Origin of the sequence: Paracoccus sp. N5, from assembly GCF_000371965.1 — a bacterium.
Taxonomy (GTDB): domain Bacteria; phylum Pseudomonadota; class Alphaproteobacteria; order Rhodobacterales; family Rhodobacteraceae; genus Paracoccus.
Window position 1 is genome coordinate 1,192,599 of the sequence record NZ_AQUO01000001.1, and the last position, 23,037, is coordinate 1,215,635.

The window sequence follows — 23,037 nt, forward strand, 5'->3', positions numbered from 1 at the left end:
GCCAAGCCGATGAGGTCGCCCTGCGGCATGCCCGCGCGATCGCGCCCTGCTTCGGCATGGCCGCCACGGCCTTGCCGCCGGATGCTCGATGGTGAAGATCGGGTCCCCGCCCGGCGTCGGCGCCAACGGCACGGCGCCGCTAGGACGATGATACCCTGGGTTGCCCCGATGGCCTGAGCGGATCACACTGACCTCGGCAGCAAGGAGGGTGGGAATGACACGCACAGGTCTCGCAGTGGTGCTGCTTCTGGGCAGCGCCGTCGCGGGGATGGCCCAACAGGCGACCGACGCGGTCGCACCCGAGGCGGATGCCGCAGCGGGCGTCGCTGCTGAAAGCTTCGGCCCGCTGGGCGCGGCGGCACGGGCCGCGTTGGCGGCCAAGGCCGAGGGCCGCCCGGTCGCAGCGCAGGACTGGACGGTAACCGCAGCGCATCCCCTGGCGGTCGAGGCCGGCGCGCGGGTGCTGGAAGCCGGCGGCAGCGCGGCGGATGCAATGATCGCTGTGCAGACCGTGCTGGGGCTGGTCGAGCCGCAAAGTTCCGGCCTTGGCGGCGGGGCGTTTCTGGTCTGGTATGACGCGGCGACAGGGAAACTGACCACGCTCGACGCGCGCGAGACCGCGCCCACGGCGGCCACGCCGACGCTGTTCCAGGACGATCGGGGCCAGCCGCTGGAGTTCATGGCGGCGGTGGTCGGCGGCCGCTCGGTCGGCACTCCGGGAACGCCCGCACTGCTGGAGGAAGCGCATCGCCGATGGGGTCGCGCCAACTGGGCCGGGCTGTTCGACACCGCGATCCGGCTGGCGGACGGGGGCTTCGTCGTCTCGCCCCGACTGGCAGAGCTGGTCGCGACCGAAGGCAAGGCGCTGCAGGCGGATCCGGTGACAAGCGGCTATTTCTTTCCCGGTGGCCAGCCCGTGGCAGCAGGCGCGATGCTGAAAAACCCGGCCTATGCCGAGACCCTGCGCATGCTGGCGGCTGAAGGGGCCGACAGCTTCTACAAGGGCGAGATCGCCGAGGGCATCGTCGCCGCCGTGCGCGGGGCGGCGGGCAATCCCGGCCTGCTGTCCATGGCCGATCTGGCCGCTTATCGGGTGGTCGAGCGTCCGGCGGTCTGCGTCGAATATCGCGACCACGACGTGTGCGGCATGGGACCGCCTTCCTCGGGCGGGCTGACCGTGGGGCAGATCCTTGGCATGCTGGGAGGATACGACCTGGCCTCGCTGGGGGCCGAAAGCCCCGAAAGCTGGCGGCTGATCGGCGATGCGTCGCGCCTGGCCTTCGCCGACCGGGATCGCTACATGGCCGATCCCGAGCACGTGCCGATGCCGACGCAAGGATTGATCGACCCCGCCTACCTGGCCGAACGAGGCAAGCTTCTGGCCGGAGACGACGCCCTGCCCGTGGTCAGCGCCGGCCGGCCGGGCTGGGATCACGCGGGGCTGTGGGGCGCCGATACCTCGCTGGAACTGCCCTCGACCACGCATATCTCCATCGTGGATGGCGACGGCAACGCGCTGTCGATGACCACCACCATCGAGAACGGCTTCGGATCGCGGGTGATGGCACATGGTTTTCTGCTGAACAACGAACTGACCGACTTCAGCTTCGAGACCCATGACGCCGATGGCTGGCCCATCGCCAATGCCGTGGCGCCGGGCAAGCGGCCGCGGTCCTCGATGGCGCCGACCATCGTGCTGAAGGACGACAAGCCGGTGCTGATCGTCGGCTCGCCCGGGGGCAGCCGGATCATCGGCTATGTCGCCAAGGCCATTATCGCGCGTCTGGACTGGGGCATGGACGTGCAGCAGGCGGTGGCGCTGCCCAATATCGTCAACCGCTTTGGCCCGATGGATGTGGAACCCGGCCTGCCTGCCGCGCTGACCGGCAGTTTGGCCCGGATCGGATTCGAGGTGAAGGAAACGGAACTGACCTCGGGCCTGCAAGCCATCGCCATTGGTCCGGACGGGCTGACCGGCGGCGCCGATCCGCGACGCGAGGGGATCGCCATCGGCCACTGATCTGTCTGCAGCAACGCATGGCATGTGGCGATCAGGCTGGACGATGGATGTCCGCCCGTTTCGCGCTGCTTGGCGGGCTGGCTTGGTGAGACCGCCCTCGCTGCCACAGTTTCGGGCAGGTGATCCGTCACATGGAACTGGTCGACGTCGCCGCCACGCTGCTTGTCGATCCTGCCTTGGCTACGCCGGGTGGCACCGTTGGTTCCGCCCACCACCACTTTCAAGGCGGCAATCGTCTCTGCTGCGCCTCTACTCCTTCTGCACAGCGCCATCCAGAAGGGCGGCACTGATCGACAAGCGGGCTCTCTCTGCTGGCTGGCGTCGCCCTCGCGTCGAATGATCTTTATGCGGCGCTCTGCGAGACATCCGAAACAGGGCGAAATGCTGATGCTAGATCGTCACCTGCTTTTGTCTCACGCGACAACACGACCAGCAGCGGGGGCTTTGTCGCACGAAGCCTGCGCGGGATTCACATTGCGGGTCCAGCAGCATAGCTGGGCGGCATGTCCAGCCTGCCCCGACGACCCGCTATCGCACCCTGAACTGGTCCGCCTGCAATGCCTCGCTGCATGAGCGTGGGTCGCTGACCGTCTGGTTCGACCCTTCGATGCCTTGGCACGCGGCGCCATCGGGCAACGTGGCGGCCAGCCGGCCTCCAGCGACGCCGCGGGTCTAGGCTTGCCTGACGATCAAGATCCTTTCCGCCTGCCGCTTCGCCAGATCGAGCCAGGGAGCGCCACTGGTCCGAGTGACCATGGCGCGGAGGCTTCGTCACGATCCTTCCGAAGCTGGCCTGCCTCGACTGGCTGGTGCCGGACTTCTCGACGCTCTGCCGACGGCGGAAGACCTTGACCGTGGCGCCCCCGGCACCTGCTCGTGGACAGCACGGGCATCAAGGTCCGCGGCGAGGGCGAATGGCATGCCCGCAAGCATGCTGGCGCGCGCAGGCGGGTTTGGCGCAAGGTCCACCTGGCCATGGCCGAGGCGACTCTGGCAGTGCAGTCGAGATCGCCGGTAGCGGTGTGGGCGATGCGCCCGTATTGCCTGATCTGCTCGCCCAGATCCCTGAAGCCGAGCCGATCGCGTCGGTCACCGCGCCCGGGGCTGCCGCGACGCCATCGCGAACCGGGGCGCGGATGCGGTCGTGCCGCCCCGGCGCACTGCAGCTGGTCCAACACCCACGCTGAGCAGCCTGCCCGAAAAGGCAACTCGCGGCTGTCCCGGCGATGTGTTAATTGTCGAGTCAATCAACTGGTGTTGTGTTAGCGAGTTTCCAAACTGCCGGGCCTGCGGGTCCGGCATTTTGCTTTCGCGACCAGCCACGCAGCCTGGCAGACGGTCTCGCGCCATGGACCCGCCATCCCCGACAAGAAGCGACGACGAGCCTTGCCGAAAGCGCCGATCGTGCCGCGCGGGATGATTGGCTTGCTTTAAGCATGCGAATGCAAGCGATGGGCTGATCCAAAGCCGTCCCCCTGACGTTCTGCCGCAAGAACCAAGGGCGTGACATTTCCTGCTCAGGCAGCACCCTCGCGTCGTCGCAGCTTGATGGCGTCCGCCAGCCATAGCCGGGCCAGACCGTGATACAGCGGTTCCGGCGACAGCAGGCGCGACACGCCGAAGCCAAGCATCGCGGCGGCCATGATGGGCAGGGCATGTTCCTGCGTCGCGGTCATCTCCATGACGATAACGAAAGCAGTCATCGGCGATTGCACGGCCCCGGCGAAATAGGCCGCCATCCCCAGCACCGCCGCAAAGCTCAGCGAGGCCGAGAACAACCCGCCGATCAGATTGCCCAGCCCCGCGCCCACGGAAAGCGACGGCGCGAACATGCCGCCCGGAATGCCCGATACGGTCGAGGCCAGTGTCGCCAGCAGCTTGGTCAGGAAAAAGCTGGCGGGCAACTGCTCGCCCTGCACCGCCAGCCGCGCCTCGGCGTAGCTGGTGCCGAATGCCATGCCCCCGCTGACAAGCCCCGCCACCGCGACCACCAAGCCCGCCGTCCCGGCGACGACGAAAAGCTTGCGGCTGGGCGCCAGCTTCCAGCGCCGGATCCGCCGGGTCAGGGACAGCACCGACCGGCTGAACCCGGCGCCCAGCGCCCCGCCCGCAATCCCCACCACCCCGACCAGCAACCAGTCGCGCGGGAAATTGCCATAAGCCACGGCCTCGCCGAAATAGGTGTAGCTGCCCGAGATCGCCAGCGCCGCGATCCCGGCGATCACCACCGTCGAAAGCACCAGCCCATTGGTGCGGCTTTGATAGGTGCGGGCCATTTCCTCGATGGCGAAGACGATGCCGGCCAGCGGGGTGTTGAACGCGGCCGCGATGCCGGCGGCCGAGCCTGCAAGGATCAGCCCCTTGGCCTGGGCCAGATGCCCGACACGCGCGCTGGCCAGCATGATGGCCGCGCCGATCTGGACTGTCGGACCCTCACGCCCGATCGAGGCGCCGCAGAGCAGGCCCCACTGCGTCAGCAGGAACTTTCCGGCGGCGATCCTCAGCGTCAGGTAAAGCCTTCGCTCCTCGCCCTCCAGCGCGCGGGCGGCGATGGCCTGCGGGATGCCGCTGCCTTGCGCACCGGCAAAATATCGTTGCGTGAGCCATGCCGAAGAGATGAAGCCCGCAGGAAGAACCAGCAGCAGCCAAGGCGAGGTTCCCCCGACCGAAAGATGGCGAAACGCCTCGGTCGCCAGATCCGCAAACCTGGCGAAGGCGGTGCTGACCAGCCCGACCAGCAGCGCGCCGCACCAGAAGACCATCCGCCCGCGCCATTGTTCCCGACTCGTGATCAGGGCGCGCGAGCGGCGGAGGATGCGGAACCGGGGGCGAGGCATGGGCATGTCGGATCCTGTGTCGATAGGCTTCCACGCAGGCAGGGAGCAGAGGGCCAGAAGGGGATCTTCCCTGCATTTCATGGCCCGGCCAGGAAGACAAATGCAAACCGGGCCGGGCATGACCGCCCGGCCCGGCCAGCCTCAGGCCAGCTCCCGTCTCTCGGCCAGCAAGCCCTTGACGATGGCCCAGCAGGCCCCCAGCAGCACCAGCGTGAAGGGCAGCCCGGTCGAGACCGCCATCGCCTGCAGGGCCGTGAGCCCGCCGCCTAGAAGCAGGGCGATGGCGACCAGACCCTCGAAGCTGCACCAGAAGATGCGCTGCGGCACCGGGGCGTGGATCTTGCCGCCCGCCGCGATGGTGTCGATCACCAGCGAGCCGGAATCCGAGGAGGTGACGAAGAACACGATCACCAGCACGATGCCGATGAAGCTGGAAATCGCGGTCAGCGGCAGTTGCGACAGCATCTGGAACAGTTGCAGTTCCAGCGCCGCATCGGCCACGCCCGAAAAGCCGGCCAGCGTCTCGGAAATCGCGGTGCCGCCAAAGGCTGTCATCCACAAGACCGAGATCAGCGAGGGCACGATCAGCACCGCGGTCAGGAACTGCCGCACGGTGCGGCCGCGCGACACCCGGGCGATGAACATGCCGACAAAGGGCGACCAGCTGATCCACCAGGCCCAGTAGAAGGCGGTCCAGCCGTGACGGAAATTGTCGTCGGTGCGGCCGAAGGGGTTCGACAGCGGCAGGATCTTGGTGCCGTAAGCGGCCAGATTGCCGAAGAAGCCGGTCAGGATCTGCCAGGTCGGCCCGGTGAGGATCACGAAGAGCAGCAGCAGGACCGCCAGCACCATGTTGATCTCGGACAGGCGCTTGACGCCCTTTTCGACGCCCAGCACCACCGAGGCCGTGGCCACCCCGGTGATGATGACGATCAGCACGATCTTGGCGGTCAGCGCGGTGCTCCAGCCGAACAGGAAATGGAAACCCGCCGATGCCTGCTCGGCGCCGATCCCCAGCGAGGTGGCCAGCCCGAACAGCGTCGCCATCACCGCCAGCACATCCACGACATGGCCCGGCCAGCCCCAGACCCGTTCCCCCAGGATCGGATAGAAGACCGAGCGCAGCGTCAGCGGCAGCCCCTTGTTATAGGCAAACAGCGCCAAGGCCAGCGCCACCACCGCATAGATCGCCCAGGGGTGCAGGCCCCAGTGAAAGATCGTCGCGGCCATCGCCAGCCGCCGCGCGCCCAGCTCGTCCCCCGGCGCCCCGTCCAGCGGCGCCCAATCGGTGCGGACGCCATTCTCGACCACCGGCCCGCCCAGGGCGGCGGTGAAATGGCCCAGCGGCTCGCTGACGCCATAGAACATCAGCCCGATGCCCATGCCGGCGGCAAAGAGCATGGAGAACCAGCCGGTCAGGGAGAAATCCGGCGTGGCCTCGGGGCCGCCCAGCCGGACCGAACCCAGGGGCGACAGGATCAGGCCAAGGCACAGCAGCACGAAGATATTGCCGGCGATCAGGAAGAACCAATCGAAATTGCTGGTGACCACGTCGCGCAATCCGCCGAAGAACGGCCCCAGGACCGAGGGGAACAGCAGCGTGGCCGCGGTGAAAACCACCACCGCGGCGCCGGAGATCATGAAAACCGGGTTATGGATGTCGAAGGCGACCGGCTTGACGCCCTCGATATTGTCCTGGCCGATCTCGTAATCGGTCACGATGATCTGGGTCGGGCCCTCGGGCGGCGGCAGGGCCTCGATGCCGGCGTCGGAGGCTAGGGGGTCGGATGGGCTTATCTGTGACATGCGTCCCTTTCTCATTTGGGTTCGATCGGGCGCCGAAAGCTTCGACTCGACGCGAAATGCGCCTGGGGAACCGAGAATTTCACAATTTCTTTATGATTACCATCCGCAGGACGGCGCGCCGCGAAGCGCGGCCCGCGCCATGCCCCAAGGGTGGCCAGCCTTGTCTACAGCACCAGCCACCGCCTTGAGCATCGATCAGTTGCAGGCGATGGGCTTCCCGATCTGCCTGTGCGCCATCGCCACGCTGCACAGCGCCGGCCGCATCACCGCCCCTCCGACGGCCTTGATCACGCGCGCTTCTCTGGCCGGTCTCTGCAGGCATCGGAGCGCGAGGGACAAGCGCTCTGGTCGTCCCTGTTCACCGACGGCGCAGCCGGAATCTGACCGTCGCGCTTGCGGTAGTCAGCGCCATATCTCGGGGTCGACACCCCGGCCGATGTCGGCATGCTGCGACAGGTGGAAAGTCGGCATCTTTCCGGCCTTTCTTTGCGCCAGATAGTCCCGCGTCAGCTTGGCAACCGTTCCCGACAGCGCCACGATGGCGATCAGGTTGATGGTGGCCATCAGCCCCATCGAAGCATCTGCCAGGTTGAAGACGGTCGCCACGCTCTGAATTGCGCCCCAGACCACCATCAGGACAGCCGCGACACGCAGCACAGTCAGCCCCGTCTTGCTGCCGAACCCCAGATAGGAAAAGGCGTTCTCGGCATAGGCGTAATTGCCGATGATCGACGTGAAGGCAAAGAAGAAGATGGCCACCGCCACGAACACGCCTCCGGCGGCGCCGAAGTGATGGACCAGTGCATTCTGGGTCAGCACGGTGCCGGTGACGCCGCTACCCGGCTCCATGACGCCCGACAGGATGATCATCACCGCCGTGGCCGAGCAGACCAGGATGGTGTCGATGAAGACGCCAAGCGCCTGCACGAAACCCTGGCTCGAGGGGTGATGTGGATCAGGGGTCGCCACCGCCGCGATGTTCGGGGCCGAACCCATGCCCGCCTCGTTCGAGAACAGGCCGCGCTTGATGCCGTTCATCGCGGCCGCCGCGATCGAGCCCACCAGGCCGCCCGTCGCCTCGGTCAGGCCGAAGGCCCCGCCGACGATCTGCCACAGTGCGCCGGGCACTGCGGCAAGGTTCATCACGATGACGATGATCGCAGCCAGCAGGTAGATACCTGCCATGAAGGGCACCACGATCTCGGCCACGCGGGCGATCTGCGGGATGCCGCCGAAAATGATCGCCGCCGTCAGCCCCGCCGTCGCCAGGCCGACCGCCCATTTCGGCACACCGAAGGCGCCATTCACCGCCTCGGCGATGGAGTTGGATTGCACCGAGTTGAAGACCAGGCCGAAGGCGATGATCAGCGCGACGGCAAAGATGGCGCCCAGCCAGGGCAAACCCAGCCCGCGCGAGATATAATAGGCCGGGCCGCCGCGATACATGCCGCCCTCGCCATGCACCTTGTAGAGCTGTGCCAGCGCGCTTTCCGAATAGGCGGTGGCCATGCCCACCAGCGCCACCATCCACATCCAGAACACCGCGCCGGGTCCACCCAGATAGATCGCGACCGCCACCCCGGCGATATTGCCCGTCCCCACGCGCGAGGCCAGGCTGACAGTCAGCGCCTGCAAGGGCGTGATGCCGCTCTTGTCGGTCTCGCCCGAACCGATGACGCATCGGAACAGCTCGGGAAAGTGGCGGAATTGCAGAAAGCCAAGCCGCAGGGTGAAGTAGACCCCCACCGCCAGAAGCCCGTAGATCAGCACATAGTTCCAGAAGATCAGGTTCAGGAAATCAATCACGGCATTCATGCAGGCTTTCCTTTCAGCTCATGGAAAAACAGGGCGGCGAGGCCCTAGACGAAGGTCAGGCCGATCGAGATGACGATGCCCGAAAGCACCAGGTGCAAAGTGCAGAACCCCATGATGTCGCGGGCCTTCAGCCCGGCGATTCCCAGAATGGGCAAGGCCCAGAACGGTTGCACCATATTAGAGCTTACGTCACTGTCCGATTTTCGGGGAGGTGCTCAACCATCATGCGCTCGGTCCCGCCCAACTGAATGGCCCGCACCATGTCCGCAAAATGGATTTCGGCAACCACAACCTGCGCGGAAGCGATCTGGATCAGGGCGGCAAGCAGCAGGGGAGCGATGCGGGGCATGGGGTCCTTGGTGATCATGGCGGGTGTTGCCCTACCTCACGCCAAGTCAGATTAACATACTTTACTATGTATTTTTGCTTGATGCCTGCGCGTGAATCGGGGACACAGACTGCGATTATCTCGACCGACCCAAAGGCACCCCATGATTTTTTCCCCTAAACTTCTGACTCTTGCACCGCTCGTCCTGCTGACCGCCTGTGGCGGCGGTGGATCTCAAGGCGGTGGCGCGTCCACTCCCGCCCCCAGTCCGGTCGCAGGCGCGCCGGTCGCGACCGATGCCGCGACGCTGGTGGCCTGGACGAGGGATGGTGGCAGGACCGCGGAATTCGAGAACGGCGTGATGCGCACCCGCCGCACGCTGACCGTCGATGGGGTGCGCCACTCTGCCTATGTCGATGCCGTGCCCGGCTATGGCGACGCACGGGTGACCTATACCGACGGTTCGGGCGAGACGGTCTTTGCCCTGGTGGACAACGCCGCACCGACCGGCACCGCACCGACCGGCGTCTATACAGGCGAGGTCGACGCCGTCTGGACCCCGAACGCCGGGATCGGCACGCAAAGCGGCACCGGCCGGATGGCAATCACTCTGGATGCCGCCTCGGGCGAGGCCTGGATCGATTCCATCATCGGCGGCACGAACAGCAATGTGCAATTCATGGGGGCTGCAAAGGCCTCCGGCGGCAGGCTGAGCGCCGATGATCTGACTGCCCAATATCGTGACGGCGAGGGATACTTCATTCGCAACGAGGAAGCCGTTGTCGACGGGCGCCTGATCGCCGGCAACGACACTGCCGCCATCATCGGCACGATTGGCGCCAACAGCGCCAGCGCCGGCTTCACCACCGGCCTTCACCCGGAATATACGGCAGAATTGACGGCCGGTCAGGCAGCGGATCTTTGACATGCAGCTTCGTCATCTTGTCATTGCGCTGGCTCTGACCGCATCCCCCTCCTTCGCGGAATTGCGGCCCGAGCATAAGGCGCTGATGAGCCGCTTTGCCGCCCTGCGCCATGAATGCGTCAATACCGGCCTCAAAGGCCCGGCATGTGACGAGGCCGAGGGTTTGGCAAGGCAGCTCGCTGCAGCGGGCGTGTGCTTTCCTGCGGAGGAGAACCCGTATTATTGCCGAGATCGCCAGAACGCCGCGCAGGAGATTGGGCGGTTCCACGCGGTAGCAAACTCTGCTGCCATCCGGCCCCGGATCGACCTGCTGATCGCGGGCCAGGACAAATGGGTCGACTTCGTCATCACGAAGGGCGGCGTTGAAGGCCCCGGACGCGTCCGGACGATTGCCGGCCAACCGTGGCGCCTCTACACGACCTGCCGTCAATATGCCTGTTCGGATCAGGCGATCACCATGGCGGTGTCGGCAGACAACAGCACCGTCTATCTGTATCTGCATGGCAAGAAACAGCGACCGACCCTGCTGGGCAATCCGCCGGACGGCGTGAGGTCGGCACTGATCGACATGAAGTGAAGAAGAAAGCTGCCCCACATCAGTGGTGGGGCAGCCTTTTTTATGAATCTGCTATCACGACAATTGCCGAAGCGCGTCAGAAAGTTCGGGCGTAGGCTGGGCCGGGCGCTGATGTCACGCCCGGCAATCATGTTGTTTCGTTACCGCGGGTGCGTCAGATAGTTGAACAAGGCCGTCGCCTTGTCCTCATCAAGCGCCGAAGCAAGGCGAACCACCTTGCGTCCATGGCGGAGGTTGACCCGATAGGACACAGCCGCGAGACGCCGCCGCCACCAACGGTTTGCACTCATCGTTGCGGATTGCGTGGCCATCGCAACTGCACCGCCGACGACCACGCCCGAAGCGACGGTGTCGCCCTCGCGCGCATTGTCGACGAAGACCTCGCTGATCTGGCTGATCGGATAGAGCGTCGATCCCTTCCGGATACCCTCATCACTGATCGTCAGCACGAAGGGCCGCCGCCGGAACATCTGCCAGCCCGCCGTAATCGCGACGGGCAGGAGAATGACCGGCAGGAGCCAGGCTTCCGTCTGCGGGTTGATCATCGGCATGATCAATGACCAGATTCCCATCGACATCAGAAGCAACCAGACGAACACCGCCAAGAGCAGAGCGACGCCGAGGCCCGAGCCCCGCACCGTCAGTTTGGTTGACCCATCGTCCTGCGGTTCGATCTCGAAGCCCTGATCCAGACGGGCGGTCTTCAGTTTGGCAGCCATGTGTTCTCCAGCGATGCGTATTTCAATCGGAAACTCTTCGACGGTTGGCGCAGCGAAGCGGGAGGATCGAACATGCACAGCGATTCTGAGCATGGTGGCATTCGTCCCTCCCGAGCCTCGATCACTGCAGGCCCATCAGATTCCTGCGTATTACATATTATAGTGCGTAAAAAAGAAAGCCCTGAACTGCAATGCCAGCCGCATGGATATGCGTCGCCTCGTCGGTCGGAACTTTGCACGCCTGCGCCAGGAGCAGGGCTTGACGCAGGAGCAGGTCGAAGAGCGTTCCGGCTTCAGCCAGCAATACATCAGCGGCCTCGAACGTGGGCATCGCAACCCGACCGTGATCACGCTTTACGAACTCGCACAGGCCTTGGGTGTGAGCCATGTCGAACTGGTCAGGCCGCCGGAAGAGGCCTGATCCAAGTTCTGCTGTCAGCTCGGACAGGGCTACAAAGCATGCCCTGGCGATGAAATTGAGGACCCGCTTCGAGCCTTGGTAATCCGATATCGAAGATACGGTTGCCCCACCTGCTCTGAGGTTGAGGGTGTGCCGCTTCCGAAGCTCGATTCTTACGTTTCCGGCCCTTCAGCAGCACGCCGCGCCAGCCAATCCGCCATCACGCGCCGCACCACTTCAGGACGCGATGGCAAATCGGCTTGTTCTCTTCGATAATCATCGATCGCGCGCAGCATTTCCCGGTCCATACGTATGGTCACCGGTTCGGTATCCGCAGGTGGCCGACCCATTTTCGCCATTTCGAATCTTTCTCAATTTCACTACTTGACTATTCAGCGTCATATAGTCATATTGAGCGAGCCTTGGCAAGGGATTAGGGCCCCTCACCAAAGCTCTGACCACAACGATCTTTAGGGAGATCACTCATGGCTATTCACACGCCTATCACGGCACCTGCCTTTCCGGAAGCCAGCAGCGCGTTCACGCATACGCCCGTCACGCATCAGTTTGCGGCGGTGATGCGCGACCTCGCGGATTATATCGAGGCTGAGCGTGACCTTGAGCATTGCGACAGCTGGGATCCGGCCTGCGATGCATGGATCCGCGATGCCGAGCGGGCCCGGGTGCGGGTGCTGGACGGGATCAGCGCGCTGCGCGTTGCGCCGACCTGCCGCCGCGAGGATCTGCCGCTCCGGCGCCATGCCGACCTGGCACAGATGCTGATCGAGAGCGACAGCCCGCAGCAAGTCCGCGATATTCTCGCCCTGCCCGGCCGTTTTCCCCATGTCTTCCGCTGTGCCGGTGATGGCCCCGTTGCACGGCGCGTCGACCTGATGGTTGCGGCCTTCCAGCAGCATTTGCGCACCCTCACGACCCTGTCCGATTTCACGGGGATGATCGAAGCGGACTATCTCGCTATCGAACCGGACGCGTCCAATCTCAAGCTGGCGCCCGCAGCCTGATCGCCCCACATATCTGACGACTTGGGCGCCCATCACAGATGGGCAGCCATAGCCGCGCACCTGTCCCATTTCTTCCGCCACCGGCTCCTGGTCGCACGTCCTGCGTGCGCCCGAGGTCTGGCTTCATCTTCTCCATCCTGTTTTCGGGAGGACTTCCTATGTCCAAGACCACCTGTTCCTCGCACGACACCCGCGCCCCGCTCTTCGCCACTGACCTGCCCCTCGTCATCCATCCTGGCGAACTGCATGCCCATTGGACCGAGTCAGCCCGCGCCAAGGGCTTCGACCTGATCGCCCGCGTTCGTGACCGTTTCCGCGTTGCCCTGCGCTGCCATACCTGCGCCGGCATCCATGTTTCGCGCCACTCCGTGGTCATGACCGCGCAGCCCCTGTGCCCGCATTGCATCGAGACCCGCTGGCGGGCGACCGCCCTTGCCGCCGGCCTGACCTGGCTCGGACGGGATAGCGCGCATCGGCATTACGGCCATTATCGCCTGCCTTGCGGCCACGTGGCCCGGCGCCAGTTCAGCTTCGTTGAACGTGTCGCATCCGGCGAAGTCGCCGCACGATGCGAGACGTGTCTCATCCATCGCGAAGCGGCCGAGGCCACCCGTTTCGGCTGGACGCGTCTCGGGCGCGATCCGCAGGGCAATCCGAACTACCGACTCTATCGCCACCATTGCGGCCATGCGCAACGCATCGCCCGCGCCAATCTGCAATGGGGCCAGTGCGACTGCGCCGGCTGCGGGCAAAGCTGGACGGCCAAACCGTCCTACATCTACCTGCTCGACATCCGTCACCCGGGAACCAGGAGGCACTATCTGAAGCTGGGGTATTCGTCGCATCCCGTAAAGCGTCACAAACACCAGTTGGGGCTTCCCAAAGACGTCGATGTCGAGGTGCTCCGGGTCGTGACCATGCCGACCGGCCATGATGCCTGCGCGAGGGAAAAGGCCGCCCATGCGCGCCTCAGGCGCGATCATCCGGAAGCCGTGGCTCCGCAGCCAGAATACGCGGATCTGATGAATGTCGTGTCCGAGATCTATCGTCCGCAAGCCCTCGCCATTCTCCACGACACCCTCGACCGGATCGAGAGGGAAGTTGCAACTGGCGCGTGCATCCGGACTCCGAATGACCTGTCCGAGCAGGGTCAGATCGCAGGGGGCAACAATCCGGAAACACCGCACTCTCATCCGGTGGTCCGCACGCCCATCGAGGCTGTGACCCGGAATCCGGAAGCCATGCTGCAGGATCGTTTCGCCGCGTGGCGGGATCGCCTCCCGATCCTGGACCGTCATTGGGGCCTGACCGGGTGACGGAGGCCGGGACGGGGCGTTCTGGATCACATAACGAGACCATTTCGCCGATCCGGACGACCCCTGCGGCCGGGCGAGCGCCTGCGCGTCTCACCGCGATCCGGAAGCCATGCCGCGCCGAAGGAATACCAGGGTTGCCTGCCGCTCGCATCCCGGATTCCGGATCCGAACGGCTTCGACACCCCCGAACCTCGAAAGCTTCCGGATCCCCGCACACCCCGGACCCACACCGCCACCACATCCCGCGCCTCGGGATCGCAGCCCGCTCTGCCAGCTGCCCCGCCGCCATCCGGAATGCCGGATGGCCCGCCTCTCTCATACCCGGAATCCCGCCATGACCCAGACAAACGCAACCAATCCCCGCAATCCTGACCCCAATTCCGGAAGCCGTAATCCCGCTTCCTGGGTTTCCCTGGCCCGTCATGCCATCCGCCGCCTGCGGGACGATCTGGCCGAGAGGCTGACCCCGTCCTGGGATCCCGCGCTCGACCCGGAAGACATGGATCTGCCCGACTTGCTGGAGGCCGCCATGTCGCCTCCGGGATCCGCCGCGCTTGATGCCCTGAACACCAGCCCCGCCGCGCAGAACGTCTCCCCGGAGGAATACGAGGCAATCGCGGAAGCCGGAGGCGATCCTGCCGCCACCGTCGCCAATGGCGCGTCGCAGCCCCGCATCCTTCTGCCGGCCAGCAAGCTGATCCCGCTGCTGCGCCTTGCCGCCAGTATTGGCAGCCTCGAGGGCCGTGATGCGATGCTGGTGCCGGGCGCCATCACCGTGATCGAAGGCATCCCGGGCAACCTGGTCGATGCGCTCAAGAAGCTGCTGCCGCATGCATTGCCGACCGGCTGGTCACTGGCCATGTCCATGGGCCGGCTGCCTCGCGACAAGCCGTATCTGCTGGTGCTGGGTCCGGAGCTCATGAACGGCAAGATCTCCGAGCACGCCGGACGCGGGTTTGCGGCGGAACTCGCCACGGCGATCGACATGCGGGTTCCGATCCTGATCCTGCTGCCGGATGTGGCGACAGCACCGCCGGTGCTGCGCCACCCGCCTGTCGAGCGACGGGCATTTGCGCCTCTGTCGGCTGAGATCCTGATCACCGCGCTCCGCGCCACGCACAGCGCCACCGGCCGAATCGACGAGGCCGCGGTGCGCGCCGCCCTGCCGGACGATGCCGCGCTGTCCGAACTGGAGCCGCTGGCCCTTGGTCTCGCGATGCGGGTGCCGACCGCGAAGGCGGTCGCCGAGCGGATTGCCGCCCTCACGGTCAAGGCGCCACGCGCTGCGGCTGACGGCCCCTGGCTCGAGGACATCCACGGCGACAGTCCGGCACTGCGCGCGGCGCGGCAGATCGTGCGCGACCTGCGCGCATGGAAGACCGGCGAGGTCGGCTGGCAGGATCTGACCCGCACGCTACTGCTTTACGGGCCACCCGGCACCGGCAAGAGCTGGATCGCCCGCGCCATGGGCAATTCCGCAGGCTTCTCGGTCGTCACCGGAACCTTCGGCCAGTGGCAGGCCGCAGGCCATCTCGGCGACATGCTGCGCGAGATGCGCCGGACCTTCGCCGAGGCGCGGTCCAAAGCCCCGACCGTGCTGATCATCGACGAGATCGATGCCGCCGGCTCGCGCGACGATCGCGATCAGCACAACCGCTCCTACCGCACGCAGGTGATCAACGCGTTCCTGGCCGAGATGGACAGCATCGCCAAGGAAGAAGGCGTCATCGTGATCGGCACCTGCAACCATCCGGAAATGATCGATCCGGCGGTGCTGCGCGCGGGCCGGTTTGATATGAAGGTCGCCCTGCCCCTGCCCGATGTCGAGGGCCTCTTCGGCGTCTTCCGGCACTGCCTGCCCGACTGGCGCGAGGCCGATCTGCGCGATCTCGCGGCGCGCGCCGTCGGCTGCTCGGCGGCAGATGTCGACGCGGCCATCCGGCAGACGCGGGCGACGGCACGGGGGCAAAAACGGGCGATGACCCTCGACGACCTGCGCCAGGTCTTCGTCCTCGACCACGACCCCGCCATCGACCGCCGCGTCGCCCTGCATGAATGCGGCCACGCCATCGCCTGCGCGGCCCTCCGCCTCGGCCCGGTGCGCCGCATTTTCCTGGGCCGCGATGGCGACGGCGGCACGGTGTTCGATGCGGATGCCAAACATGGCTTGCTCAGTGATCTGCAGGACCGCCTGGTGCAGATGCTGGCCGGACGCGCGGCCGAGCGTCTGATCCTGGGCGATGTCTCGGCCGGCGCGGGCGGCAGCGCCGACTCCGATCTAGCCCGGGCGACGATGATCGCCACGTCGATCCAGACACGCTACGGGCTTGGCGCCCAGGGCCCGGTCTGGACCGCAGATCCCGATACCTTGATCGCGCTGGACCCCGACGTGCTGTTTCGTGTCCGCCGCGAGCTGGAGGCTGCCGAGAAGCGCGCCGCGCAGATCCTCAGCACCCATCGTTCCCTGCTCGAGGAGATGGCCGAGACGCTGATGGCCTCGCGCGACATGGACCGCACCGAGGCCCAGGACTGGCTCGCCCGGGTGCGCAATGCGGCAGCGGATGAAGACCATGACGCGCGCCCTGCGCAGCAACCGCAATAGAGACAGACGGGTGGCGCCCGCCTCACGCGATCGCGCGTCACCCTGTCGAATCGCACCCCCGCGAAGAAAGAGACCAAAACAAAAAACAAAAGAGAGCGGCAGAGCCGCCAATCAAAAATCCAAAACCAAAAACGGCGCTCCCTGCGGCGGGCACCGCCCGCCCATTCCATTCCCACGGGATAAAAAAGAAGGAACGTAAAGACCAGGAACCAAAAATCAAAAGACCCGAGTAACACATCCGTCGTTTCGGCAAGGCCGCAGCAGGAGCGAGAACGACAGCGGCGCCTGAAGTGCTGTCCTTTGGCAGGGTGCGCTGCCGGGCATCGCTATCCCGCCAACGCGCCCTAAAATCCGGATAATTCGCGCCCGAGGTTTCGTTGCGCCCGCCGATCGCCCCCCGGCAATCAGGATGCAGGCATCGCGTGCCCCCATGAGCCGCAGTCGTCTCTCGCCCACCCCTCTGGCGCGTGAGATTTCCGTATTTTCAGCCGGTTATCCACATTCATGCAACCCGAGAACCGTGGTTTCAACTTAGAGAACCTCTCCATGCCCTATGATCATCTGAGCAGCAGCGGGGCCGTTCCCGCACAGGATCATCATCAGCGAACGCCGGCGGGCCATGTCCCACGGCGCAGGGAGCAACTCGGCCCATGGCACGAGACCGGAGAGATATTGCCGACAGGGAGGATGCCGCAAAGGCGACGACTGTCCCGTCGGCGCCTCCGGCCGACAAAGCCCTTGCCGGGAATCGGCAAGCCGCGCAGCATCACGACCAGCTGCTTGCCCTCGTCCGGGCGCTGGCCCGCGATGCTGCCCGCGCCGATCACGCCACTGAGCGCGGCGCCCCCTGACGATTGACCTTCCACTCCGCACGGAGATCCGCCCATGACCCTGCGCGCCGTCATCTACGCCCGCTATTCCTCCGACCTGCAAAACGCCGCCTCTATCGAGGACCAGATCCGGCTCTGCCGCGAACGCGCCGCCCGCGAAGGTTGGCAGATCGTCGGCAGCTACGAGGACGCCGCCACCTCCGGCGCCTCGCTGATGCGTCCCGGCATCCAGCGCCTGCAGCAGGATGCCCGCGAGCGGCGCTTCGACGTCGTGATCTCCGAAGCCCTCGACCGGCTGTCGCGCAACCAGGCCGATATCGCCAGCCTCTACCAGAACCTGACCTTCGCCGGCGTGGCCATCGAGACCCTGGCCGAGGGCCGCATCGACGAGATGCATATCGGGCTGAAAGGCACGATGAACGCGCTGTTCCTGAAGGACCTCGCGGCCAAGACCCGCCGGGGCCTGCGCGGCCGCGTGGAGGCCGGCAAATCCGGCGGCGGTAACGCCTATGGCTACACCGTCCTGCGCCATATGGGCGAGGACGGCGAGATCAGGCGCGGCGACCGACAGATCAATGAGGACGAAGCCGCCATCGTGCGGCGGATCTTCACCGCCTATGCCGAAGGGATGTCGCCGAACCGCATCGCCGATCAATTGAACCGCGAAGGCATCCCCGGCCCGCGCGGCCGGGCCTGGGACAAATCCACCATCCACGGCAATCCCAAGCGCGGCACCGGCGTGCTCAACAACGAGATCTATGTCGGCCGCCTGGTCTGGAACCGGCAGAGCTTCGTGAAGGACCCCGCCACCGGCAAGCGCCAGGCCCGTCCGAACCCGGAATCCGAATGGATCGTCACCGAGGTCCCGGAACTGCGGATCATCGACCAGTCCCTCTGGGACCGGGTGAAGACCCGCCAGGAGGGTCGCAAGATCGAACAGACCGACAAGGAAGCCTGGGAACGCCGCAAGCCGCGCTTCCTGCTCACCGGCCTGGTCAAATGCGGCTGCTGCGGCGGCGGTTTCTCGACCGTGGGCAAGGACCGTTTCGGCCGCTCGAACTCGCGCAACAAGGGCAAATCGGTCTGCACGAACCGCACCGGCATCACCCGTCAGGATCTGGAGGACCGGATCCTCACCATCCTCTCCGAGCGGCTGATGGACCCGGAACTGGTGAAGGTCTTCGCCGCCGAATACATCGCCGAGCGCAATCGCCTGGCCGCCAGACATGTCGATGACCGGGCGGTCAAGGAGAAGGAGCTGGCCAAGATCATCAGGGACCAGGACGTGCTGGTGAACGCGCTCCTCTCCGGCCTGCCGCCCGAACGCATCAAGGCCAAGCTGGAACAGCTGGAGACCCGCCAGAAGCACCTGGAACGGGACCTGGCCACCGCCCCGGCCCCGGCGGCACTGACCCGGATCCACCCCAGGATGGCGGAGAACTGGCAGGAGCGGATCCGGGCGCTGATCGCCGGGCTGACGGAACCGGAGGCCGAGGGCGAGGCTCGCGAGGCGATCCGGGGCCTGATCGAGAAGATCGTGGCGACGCCGGTGCCGACCAAGGGCAGGCGGATGCGCCTCGAACTGGTGCTGCACGGCGATCTAGCGGGGATCTTGGCGCTGAGCCTGAATGCGGATCGGCTGTCCGGACAGCAAAAAACCTCCTGCGAACAGGAGGTTATGGAAAGTGCAGGATTTCTGGTTGCGGGGGCACGCAACCGCCGTAGCCTACCGGAACTTCGATGTGCCGTTTGATGCTGACCGGCACTGGGGGTCTGCGGGGTGGAGCGGGCGGCTCCTGAAACCGGTCATCTCGAGTTCGCTGCGAGATTGGCTACGTGAACGTCGACGTTGACCAAGCTTCATAGCGTCAAAACGCTTTAAGGTGCTTTCAATCGCTCACCCCGTGCCAACAGAAGCCAGTGGCCAACATGCTCTTGACGTAGTTAGTTGAACGTCCATTGCCAGTGCAAAAAAAATCCCAATTATCCACGAGAAAAAGCGGTGCTTTTGGGTATGCTAGGTGTTCAGTCCCGGCATTTGGTGGATCGGGTTCAGGATGAATCTGTCTGGCTCTGATGTCCAGATCTTGCAGATGTATTCGTAGGGTAATCCTCCCCGTTTTAACGGGGCTCGATCGTAGAACTCACGCGGCCATTTTTAGCTTCATGGCGGGTGTGACGCCGCCAATGCCCATGTTGGGGCGTTCGTTGTTGTAGGTCCATAGCCATTCGGTAGCGATCTGCTGCACCTCCTCGATGGTTTCAAAGATGTAGAGGTCCAGCCATTCGTGCCGGACCGTTCGGTTGTAGCGCTCGACGTAGGCGTTCTGTTGCGGCTTTCCGGGCTGGATGTAGCTCAGGGCGATGCCCTGCTTCTCAGCCCAGATCGTCAGCGTGGAACTGACATATTCGGGGCCGTTGTCCACCCTGATCGCCAGAGGCTTGCCGCGCCATTCGATGATCTGGTTCAGGGACCGGACGACCCGCTCGGCAGGCAGCGAGAAGTCGACCTCGATGCCAAGGCCTTCGCGGTTGAAGTCGTCCAGCACGTTCAGAAGCCGGAATTGCCGCCCGTCGGCCAGGCGGTCGGCCATGAAATCCATCGACCAGACCAGGTTCGGGGCATCCGGTACCGCCAGTTCCTCGGGCTTCTCGCGCTTGAGACGTCGCCGCGGCTTGATGCGCAGGTTCAGTTCCAGCTCGCAGTAGATCCGGTGGACCCGCTTGTGGTTCCAGACATGCCCCTTCACGTTCCGCAGGTGCAGGAAACACAGGCCGAAGCCCCACGTCTTGTGGACGTTGGTCAGCCCCACCAGCAGGTCGGCGATCATCTCGTTCTCGTCGTCGCGCTTCGGGCTGTAGCGGAAACAGGTCTCGCTGACGCCGAACGCACGACAAGCCAGCGCAATGCTGACCCCCTTCATCGCCACCGCCTTCTCGGCCAACTCCCGGCGCTGAGCTGGCCGCGTCACTTTTTTCCAAGAGCCTCTCGAAGCAGATCAGCCTGCATGCTGAGATCGGCGAACATGCGCTTCAGCCGCCGGTTCTCGTCCTCAAGTGCCTTCATCTGGCTCATCATGGACGCATCCATGCCGCCATACTTGGCCCGCCACTTGTAAAACGTCGCGCTGCTGATCCCATGCTCGCGGCACAGCTCGGGAACGGCCAGCCCGCCCTCGGCCTGACGCAGCACGCCCATAATCTGGGCTTCGGTGAAACGGCTCTTCTTCATCGGAATCTCCTCGTCCATCTTGCCGAGAAAATTCTACCTTCGCATCCCCTTAACCACAGGGAGGATTACCGTAGGGCGTGAGACCGCCGAGGGTCTTGAGCCTTCGAGCGAAGTTGTAGGCTGCCATGAAGTCTGCGAGGTGCGTTCGCAGCTGGTCGTGGGTTTCGTAATGGAAGCGTTTGACGGTGGCATCCTTGATTGTCCTGTTCATCCGTTCGACCTGGCCGTTGGTCCAAGGGTGGTTGGGCTTTGTCAGACGGTGCTCGATACCATTGGCCTCGCAGATCATGTCGAAGCGCATCGGCCGGGAGGTGATCGTGTTCCTGTTTCGCGGCTGCTCTGCGAACTGGATCCCGTTGTCCGTGAGAATGGTATGGACCGAGTAGGGCACGGCTTCGAGCATATGCTGAAGGAACTCCCAGGCTGTCTTCCTGTCGGCCTTGTCGACGAGTTGGGTCACGGCGAACTTGCTCGTCCGGTCGATGCCGACGAACAAATATAGTTTGCCTTCAGCTGTTTGCACCTCGGCGATGTCGATGTGAAAGAAGCCGATCGGGTAGCGTTTGAACTTCGACCGCTTCGGCTTGTCACCTTCCATATCAGGCAAGCGCGAGATGCCATGCCGTTGCAGGCACCGATGCAGCGCAGATCGCGTCAGGTGGGGTATCGAAGGCTGCAGGGCGTAAAGGCAATCGTCCAAGGGCAGAAGTGTATGCCGTCTGAACGCCACGATCGCCGCCTCTTCGGCCTCTGACAGAACCGTCGAACGAGGCTCTGTCGGCCCGGTCTTCAAGTCTTCGACCGTCGCGCGCTTGCGCCACTTCGCAACGGTCTTGGGGTTGATGCCCAACTCCCGGCTCAGCTGCGCGAGCGAAGCCTGCGATCGCTGTATTGCTGCTCGGACAGCGTGCGTGGTCGTGGCGCTTCCGTGACGAACTTGTCCCATAGGGCATCCTTCCATTCCAAAGAAAGGATCGCACCATCAAACCGTGGGATCAAACACCTAGTGGCCTCACGGCAATATGACCTCGCCGATTTCACGTCCTGGTTTCCGCACAAGTTGCTTCCGATATGATTCTGGGGCGGTTGAAGCGCAAATGCAGAAAGCCTCCCGGATGAAGATTGGGCGTCTGTAGAATACAGATATTTCTTGCTGCAGGGCGCGCATTGGACACTGTTTCGCAATGTCGACCGTGCTCAATCTTTCTCCGTCAGCAAGAACAGGTTGCTCGTAGAACATCACCAAAGCCAAATTCTCACAGGGGCCGTCCTTTCGGACGGCCCCGCTTCGCTTCAGAAGGTAAACTTCACCACTCCCTGCAGGCGGGTATTGTCGAAGCTCGTGCCGTCGAACTGCTCGCGCTCGAGATAGCTCACCTCGGCCGCCAGCATCAGCTGCTTAGTCGCGAAGTAGCGGTAGGTCAGGTAGGCGGAACTGATCTGTTTCGTCCCGCTGTCCGCCGCACCGGCATAGTCGTCGAAGCGCTGCATCCCGTAGGCCACGGAGATGTCGCTCTTCTCGCCCAGCTTCTGGGTGATGCCGGCCTTGAGCCCGTGAACCTTGATCGCATCGCCATCGGCGTCGATGTCATAGGCGTATTTCCCGCCGGTGGCGATGTCGATCGTCGCCGCGCCGGCATTGTTCATCGCCGTCGCAATCCCCTTGCCGCCGACATATTGCAGCTGCAGCTTGCCGCCCTGCCAGGCCTCGACATCCGCGCCCAGCGCATAGCCGAGACCTCGCACGGTCTCACCGGCATTGGTTTCGAGATTGCGCGCGATCACGCCCAGGCCCGCCTTTACCCGCGGCGAGGCATAGCCGCCGAAAGCCGTCAGCGCCAGGTTCGACTGCGCGCCGGGGGCATAATCCTCTTCGATGGCCAGCGACAGGCGCCATTGCTCATTCGGCCGGAAGGTATAGCGCAGCTGCGGCGCCCGGTAGTTGGTGCCGCCCGCCGCACCGTTGAAGTCCTGGATCGCGCCGGGCGTGCCCTCGAAGGGCATCCAGTTCGTCCAAGTCTGGCCGGCCAGCAACGGCCCGACCTCGCCATAGGCATGGCGCAGGCGGAAATTGCCGCTGCCGCTGGCCGCGCCGTAGAAATCGCCCTCGATGTTGAACTTCAGCTCGCCGATCTCGGTGTCGATGCTGCCCTTGACGCCCAGCCGGCTTTCGAACGCCGTCGCCCCGCTGCCGCCGTCCTGGACCGAGCTTTCCCCGACGCTGGCCATGCCGCCGGTCGTATAACCAAGGTCATAGTTGTTGTCCCCGACCAGGTCGAGCTTGGTAAAGCCATAGAAGGACAGCTTCACCCCCGGCCCCGCCGTCACCGGTGCAGCGGCCTTTTCGGCCTCGAGCGTGGCGATCCGCGCCTCGAGCGCGGCCAGATCCTGTGCCACGGCACCGGTCGCGCCGCAGCCCAGTAGCGCCGCGGCCAGCAGGCCGGTCTTTCGTCCTTTCGTCCATTTGGTCGTCATCTTGATCCTCCCTCTTGGTGTGATGCCAGTGCGTTTGCGCATGCGACTCCCCTGGCCCGGAGCCGCGCAGGACCACCGGGATGCCCGCACCCCGGGTTCGTCATGTCGTTGAGTTTTGTGCGGGATGCCGGCG

17 protein-coding genes and 3 pseudogenes are annotated in these 23,037 nt (G+C 64.7%); 9 read left to right on the top strand and 11 right to left on the bottom strand.

Features of this window, described 5'->3' with window-relative positions; all coding sequences use genetic code 11:
- Positions 1–214 precede the first annotated feature (214 nt).
- Positions 215–2,020: a gamma-glutamyltransferase gene (gene ggt, locus PARN5_RS0106020; protein ID WP_026155201.1), complete on the top strand. Its 1,806-nt coding sequence runs from the start codon at positions 215–217 to the stop codon at positions 2,018–2,020.
- A gap of 490 nt (positions 2,021–2,510) precedes the next feature.
- Positions 2,511–3,185 (top strand): annotated as a pseudogene (locus PARN5_RS24805) (transposase); the annotation flags it as partial.
- A gap of 352 nt (positions 3,186–3,537) precedes the next feature.
- Here PARN5_RS24805 and PARN5_RS0106025 read toward each other — a convergent pair.
- From PARN5_RS0106025 to PARN5_RS0106050, 5 genes are all read right to left on the bottom strand, one after another.
- A complete protein-coding gene (locus tag PARN5_RS0106025; protein WP_017998876.1) occupies positions 3,538–4,782 on the bottom strand; it encodes a chloride channel protein in 1,245 nt (414 codons plus the stop codon).
- Between the two features lie 216 nt (positions 4,783–4,998).
- Entirely contained in the window at positions 4,999–6,663 is a 1,665-nt protein-coding gene (locus PARN5_RS0106030; RefSeq protein WP_017998877.1) for a BCCT family transporter, read from the bottom strand.
- Positions 6,664–7,065: 402 nt separating this feature from the next.
- Entirely contained in the window at positions 7,066–8,478 is a 1,413-nt protein-coding gene (locus PARN5_RS0106040; RefSeq protein WP_017998879.1) for a sodium:alanine symporter family protein, read from the bottom strand.
- Positions 8,479–8,522: 44 nt separating this feature from the next.
- Positions 8,523–8,654: a TIGR00366 family protein gene (locus tag PARN5_RS23320; RefSeq protein ID WP_017998880.1), complete on the bottom strand. Its 132-nt coding sequence runs from the start codon at positions 8,652–8,654 to the stop codon at positions 8,523–8,525.
- An 8-nt stretch (positions 8,655–8,662) separates the two neighbouring features.
- Positions 8,663–8,845, bottom strand: a complete 183-nt coding sequence (locus PARN5_RS0106050) for a hypothetical protein (protein WP_017998881.1) — start codon at positions 8,843–8,845, stop codon at positions 8,663–8,665.
- A 124-nt stretch (positions 8,846–8,969) separates the two neighbouring features.
- Here PARN5_RS0106050 and PARN5_RS0106055 point away from each other — a divergent pair, with 124 nt between their 5' ends.
- Both PARN5_RS0106055 and PARN5_RS0106060 read left to right on the top strand, forming a co-directional pair.
- The gene (locus PARN5_RS0106055; RefSeq protein WP_157403933.1) at positions 8,970–9,731 is read left to right on the top strand and encodes a hypothetical protein; all 762 of its coding nucleotides are present in this window, start codon (positions 8,970–8,972) and stop codon (positions 9,729–9,731) included.
- Between the two features lies 1 nt (position 9,732).
- A complete protein-coding gene (locus PARN5_RS0106060) occupies positions 9,733–10,308 on the top strand; it encodes a hypothetical protein (protein ID WP_017998883.1) in 576 nt (191 codons plus the stop codon).
- A 140-nt stretch (positions 10,309–10,448) separates the two neighbouring features.
- Here PARN5_RS0106060 and PARN5_RS24520 read toward each other — a convergent pair whose 3' ends face one another.
- A complete protein-coding gene (locus PARN5_RS24520; RefSeq protein WP_017998884.1) occupies positions 10,449–11,027 on the bottom strand; it encodes a hypothetical protein in 579 nt (192 codons plus the stop codon).
- 208 nt (positions 11,028–11,235) lie between these two features.
- Here PARN5_RS24520 and PARN5_RS0106070 point away from each other — a divergent pair, with 208 nt between their 5' ends.
- Positions 11,236–11,448, top strand: a complete 213-nt coding sequence (locus PARN5_RS0106070) for a helix-turn-helix transcriptional regulator (RefSeq protein WP_276269688.1) — start codon at positions 11,236–11,238, stop codon at positions 11,446–11,448.
- A gap of 152 nt (positions 11,449–11,600) precedes the next feature.
- Here PARN5_RS0106070 and PARN5_RS24095 read toward each other — a convergent pair whose 3' ends face one another.
- The gene (locus PARN5_RS24095; RefSeq protein WP_157403934.1) at positions 11,601–11,786 is read right to left on the bottom strand and encodes a hypothetical protein; all 186 of its coding nucleotides are present in this window, start codon (positions 11,784–11,786) and stop codon (positions 11,601–11,603) included.
- Positions 11,787–11,912: 126 nt separating this feature from the next.
- Between PARN5_RS24095 and PARN5_RS21690 the strand changes: the two genes are divergently transcribed.
- The 4 genes from PARN5_RS21690 to PARN5_RS25085 all read left to right on the top strand — a co-directional run bounded on the left by PARN5_RS21690 (position 11,913) and on the right by PARN5_RS25085 (position 18,950).
- Complete coding sequence (locus tag PARN5_RS21690; RefSeq protein ID WP_081614930.1) at positions 11,913–12,449, top strand: hypothetical protein; 537 nt, start codon at positions 11,913–11,915, stop codon at positions 12,447–12,449.
- 158 nt (positions 12,450–12,607) lie between these two features.
- On the top strand, positions 12,608–13,765 hold the full coding sequence (locus tag PARN5_RS23325) for a hypothetical protein (protein WP_017998887.1): 1,158 nt from the start codon (positions 12,608–12,610) through the stop codon (positions 13,763–13,765).
- A gap of 334 nt (positions 13,766–14,099) precedes the next feature.
- Positions 14,100–16,367, top strand: a complete 2,268-nt coding sequence (locus PARN5_RS0106085; RefSeq protein WP_232419310.1) for an AAA family ATPase — start codon at positions 14,100–14,102, stop codon at positions 16,365–16,367.
- A gap of 885 nt (positions 16,368–17,252) precedes the next feature.
- Entirely contained in the window at positions 17,253–18,950 is a 1,698-nt protein-coding gene (locus PARN5_RS25085) for a recombinase family protein (RefSeq protein WP_017998889.1), read from the top strand.
- Between the two features lie 264 nt (positions 18,951–19,214).
- Here the strand turns inward: PARN5_RS25085 and PARN5_RS24525 are convergent.
- The 4 genes and pseudogenes from PARN5_RS24525 to PARN5_RS0106110 form a co-directional block, all read right to left on the bottom strand.
- Positions 19,215–19,316 (bottom strand): annotated as a pseudogene (locus PARN5_RS24525) (IS481 family transposase); the annotation flags it as partial.
- 25 nt (positions 19,317–19,341) lie between these two features.
- A protein-coding gene (locus PARN5_RS0106095; protein ID WP_085999847.1) for an IS3 family transposase occupies positions 19,342–20,429 on the bottom strand; the annotation gives its coding sequence in 2 pieces (ribosomal slippage) (positions 19,342–20,168 and positions 20,168–20,429; 1,089 coding nt in all).
- Positions 20,430–20,499: 70 nt separating this feature from the next.
- Positions 20,500–21,375 (bottom strand): annotated as a pseudogene (locus PARN5_RS0106105) (IS481 family transposase); the annotation flags it as partial.
- Positions 21,376–21,722: 347 nt separating this feature from the next.
- The gene (locus PARN5_RS0106110) at positions 21,723–22,904 is read right to left on the bottom strand and encodes a DcaP family trimeric outer membrane transporter (RefSeq protein ID WP_017998891.1); all 1,182 of its coding nucleotides are present in this window, start codon (positions 22,902–22,904) and stop codon (positions 21,723–21,725) included.
- Between the last annotated feature and the right edge of the window lie 133 nt (positions 22,905–23,037).

Excerpts from the sequence above, each read along its gene's own strand:
- PARN5_RS21690 (WP_081614930.1), top strand. The coding sequence starts at position 11,913 with ATGGCTATTCACACGCCTATCACGGCACCTGCCTTTCCGGAAGCCAGC.
- PARN5_RS23320 (WP_017998880.1), bottom strand. The coding sequence starts at position 8,654 with ATGGTGCAACCGTTCTGGGCCTTGCCCATTCTGGGAATCGCCGGGCTG.
- ggt (WP_026155201.1), top strand. The coding sequence starts at position 215 with ATGACACGCACAGGTCTCGCAGTGGTGCTGCTTCTGGGCAGCGCCGTC.
- PARN5_RS0106055 (WP_157403933.1), top strand. The coding sequence starts at position 8,970 with ATGATTTTTTCCCCTAAACTTCTGACTCTTGCACCGCTCGTCCTGCTG.
- PARN5_RS24095 (WP_157403934.1), bottom strand. The coding sequence starts at position 11,786 with ATGGCGAAAATGGGTCGGCCACCTGCGGATACCGAACCGGTGACCATA.
- PARN5_RS24520 (WP_017998884.1), bottom strand. The coding sequence starts at position 11,027 with ATGGCTGCCAAACTGAAGACCGCCCGTCTGGATCAGGGCTTCGAGATC.
- PARN5_RS0106085 (WP_232419310.1), top strand. The coding sequence starts at position 14,100 with ATGACCCAGACAAACGCAACCAATCCCCGCAATCCTGACCCCAATTCC.
- PARN5_RS25085 (WP_017998889.1), top strand. The coding sequence starts at position 17,253 with ATGACCCTGCGCGCCGTCATCTACGCCCGCTATTCCTCCGACCTGCAA.
- PARN5_RS0106110 (WP_017998891.1), bottom strand. The coding sequence starts at position 22,904 with ATGACGACCAAATGGACGAAAGGACGAAAGACCGGCCTGCTGGCCGCG.
- PARN5_RS23325 (WP_017998887.1), top strand. The coding sequence starts at position 12,608 with ATGTCCAAGACCACCTGTTCCTCGCACGACACCCGCGCCCCGCTCTTC.
- PARN5_RS0106030 (WP_017998877.1), bottom strand. The coding sequence starts at position 6,663 with ATGTCACAGATAAGCCCATCCGACCCCCTAGCCTCCGACGCCGGCATC.
- PARN5_RS0106060 (WP_017998883.1), top strand. The coding sequence starts at position 9,733 with ATGCAGCTTCGTCATCTTGTCATTGCGCTGGCTCTGACCGCATCCCCC.
- PARN5_RS0106070 (WP_276269688.1), top strand. The coding sequence starts at position 11,236 with ATGCGTCGCCTCGTCGGTCGGAACTTTGCACGCCTGCGCCAGGAGCAG.
- PARN5_RS0106040 (WP_017998879.1), bottom strand. The coding sequence starts at position 8,478 with ATGAATGCCGTGATTGATTTCCTGAACCTGATCTTCTGGAACTATGTG.
- PARN5_RS0106025 (WP_017998876.1), bottom strand. The coding sequence starts at position 4,782 with ATGGTCTTCTGGTGCGGCGCGCTGCTGGTCGGGCTGGTCAGCACCGCC.
- PARN5_RS0106050 (WP_017998881.1), bottom strand. The coding sequence starts at position 8,845 with ATGATCACCAAGGACCCCATGCCCCGCATCGCTCCCCTGCTGCTTGCC.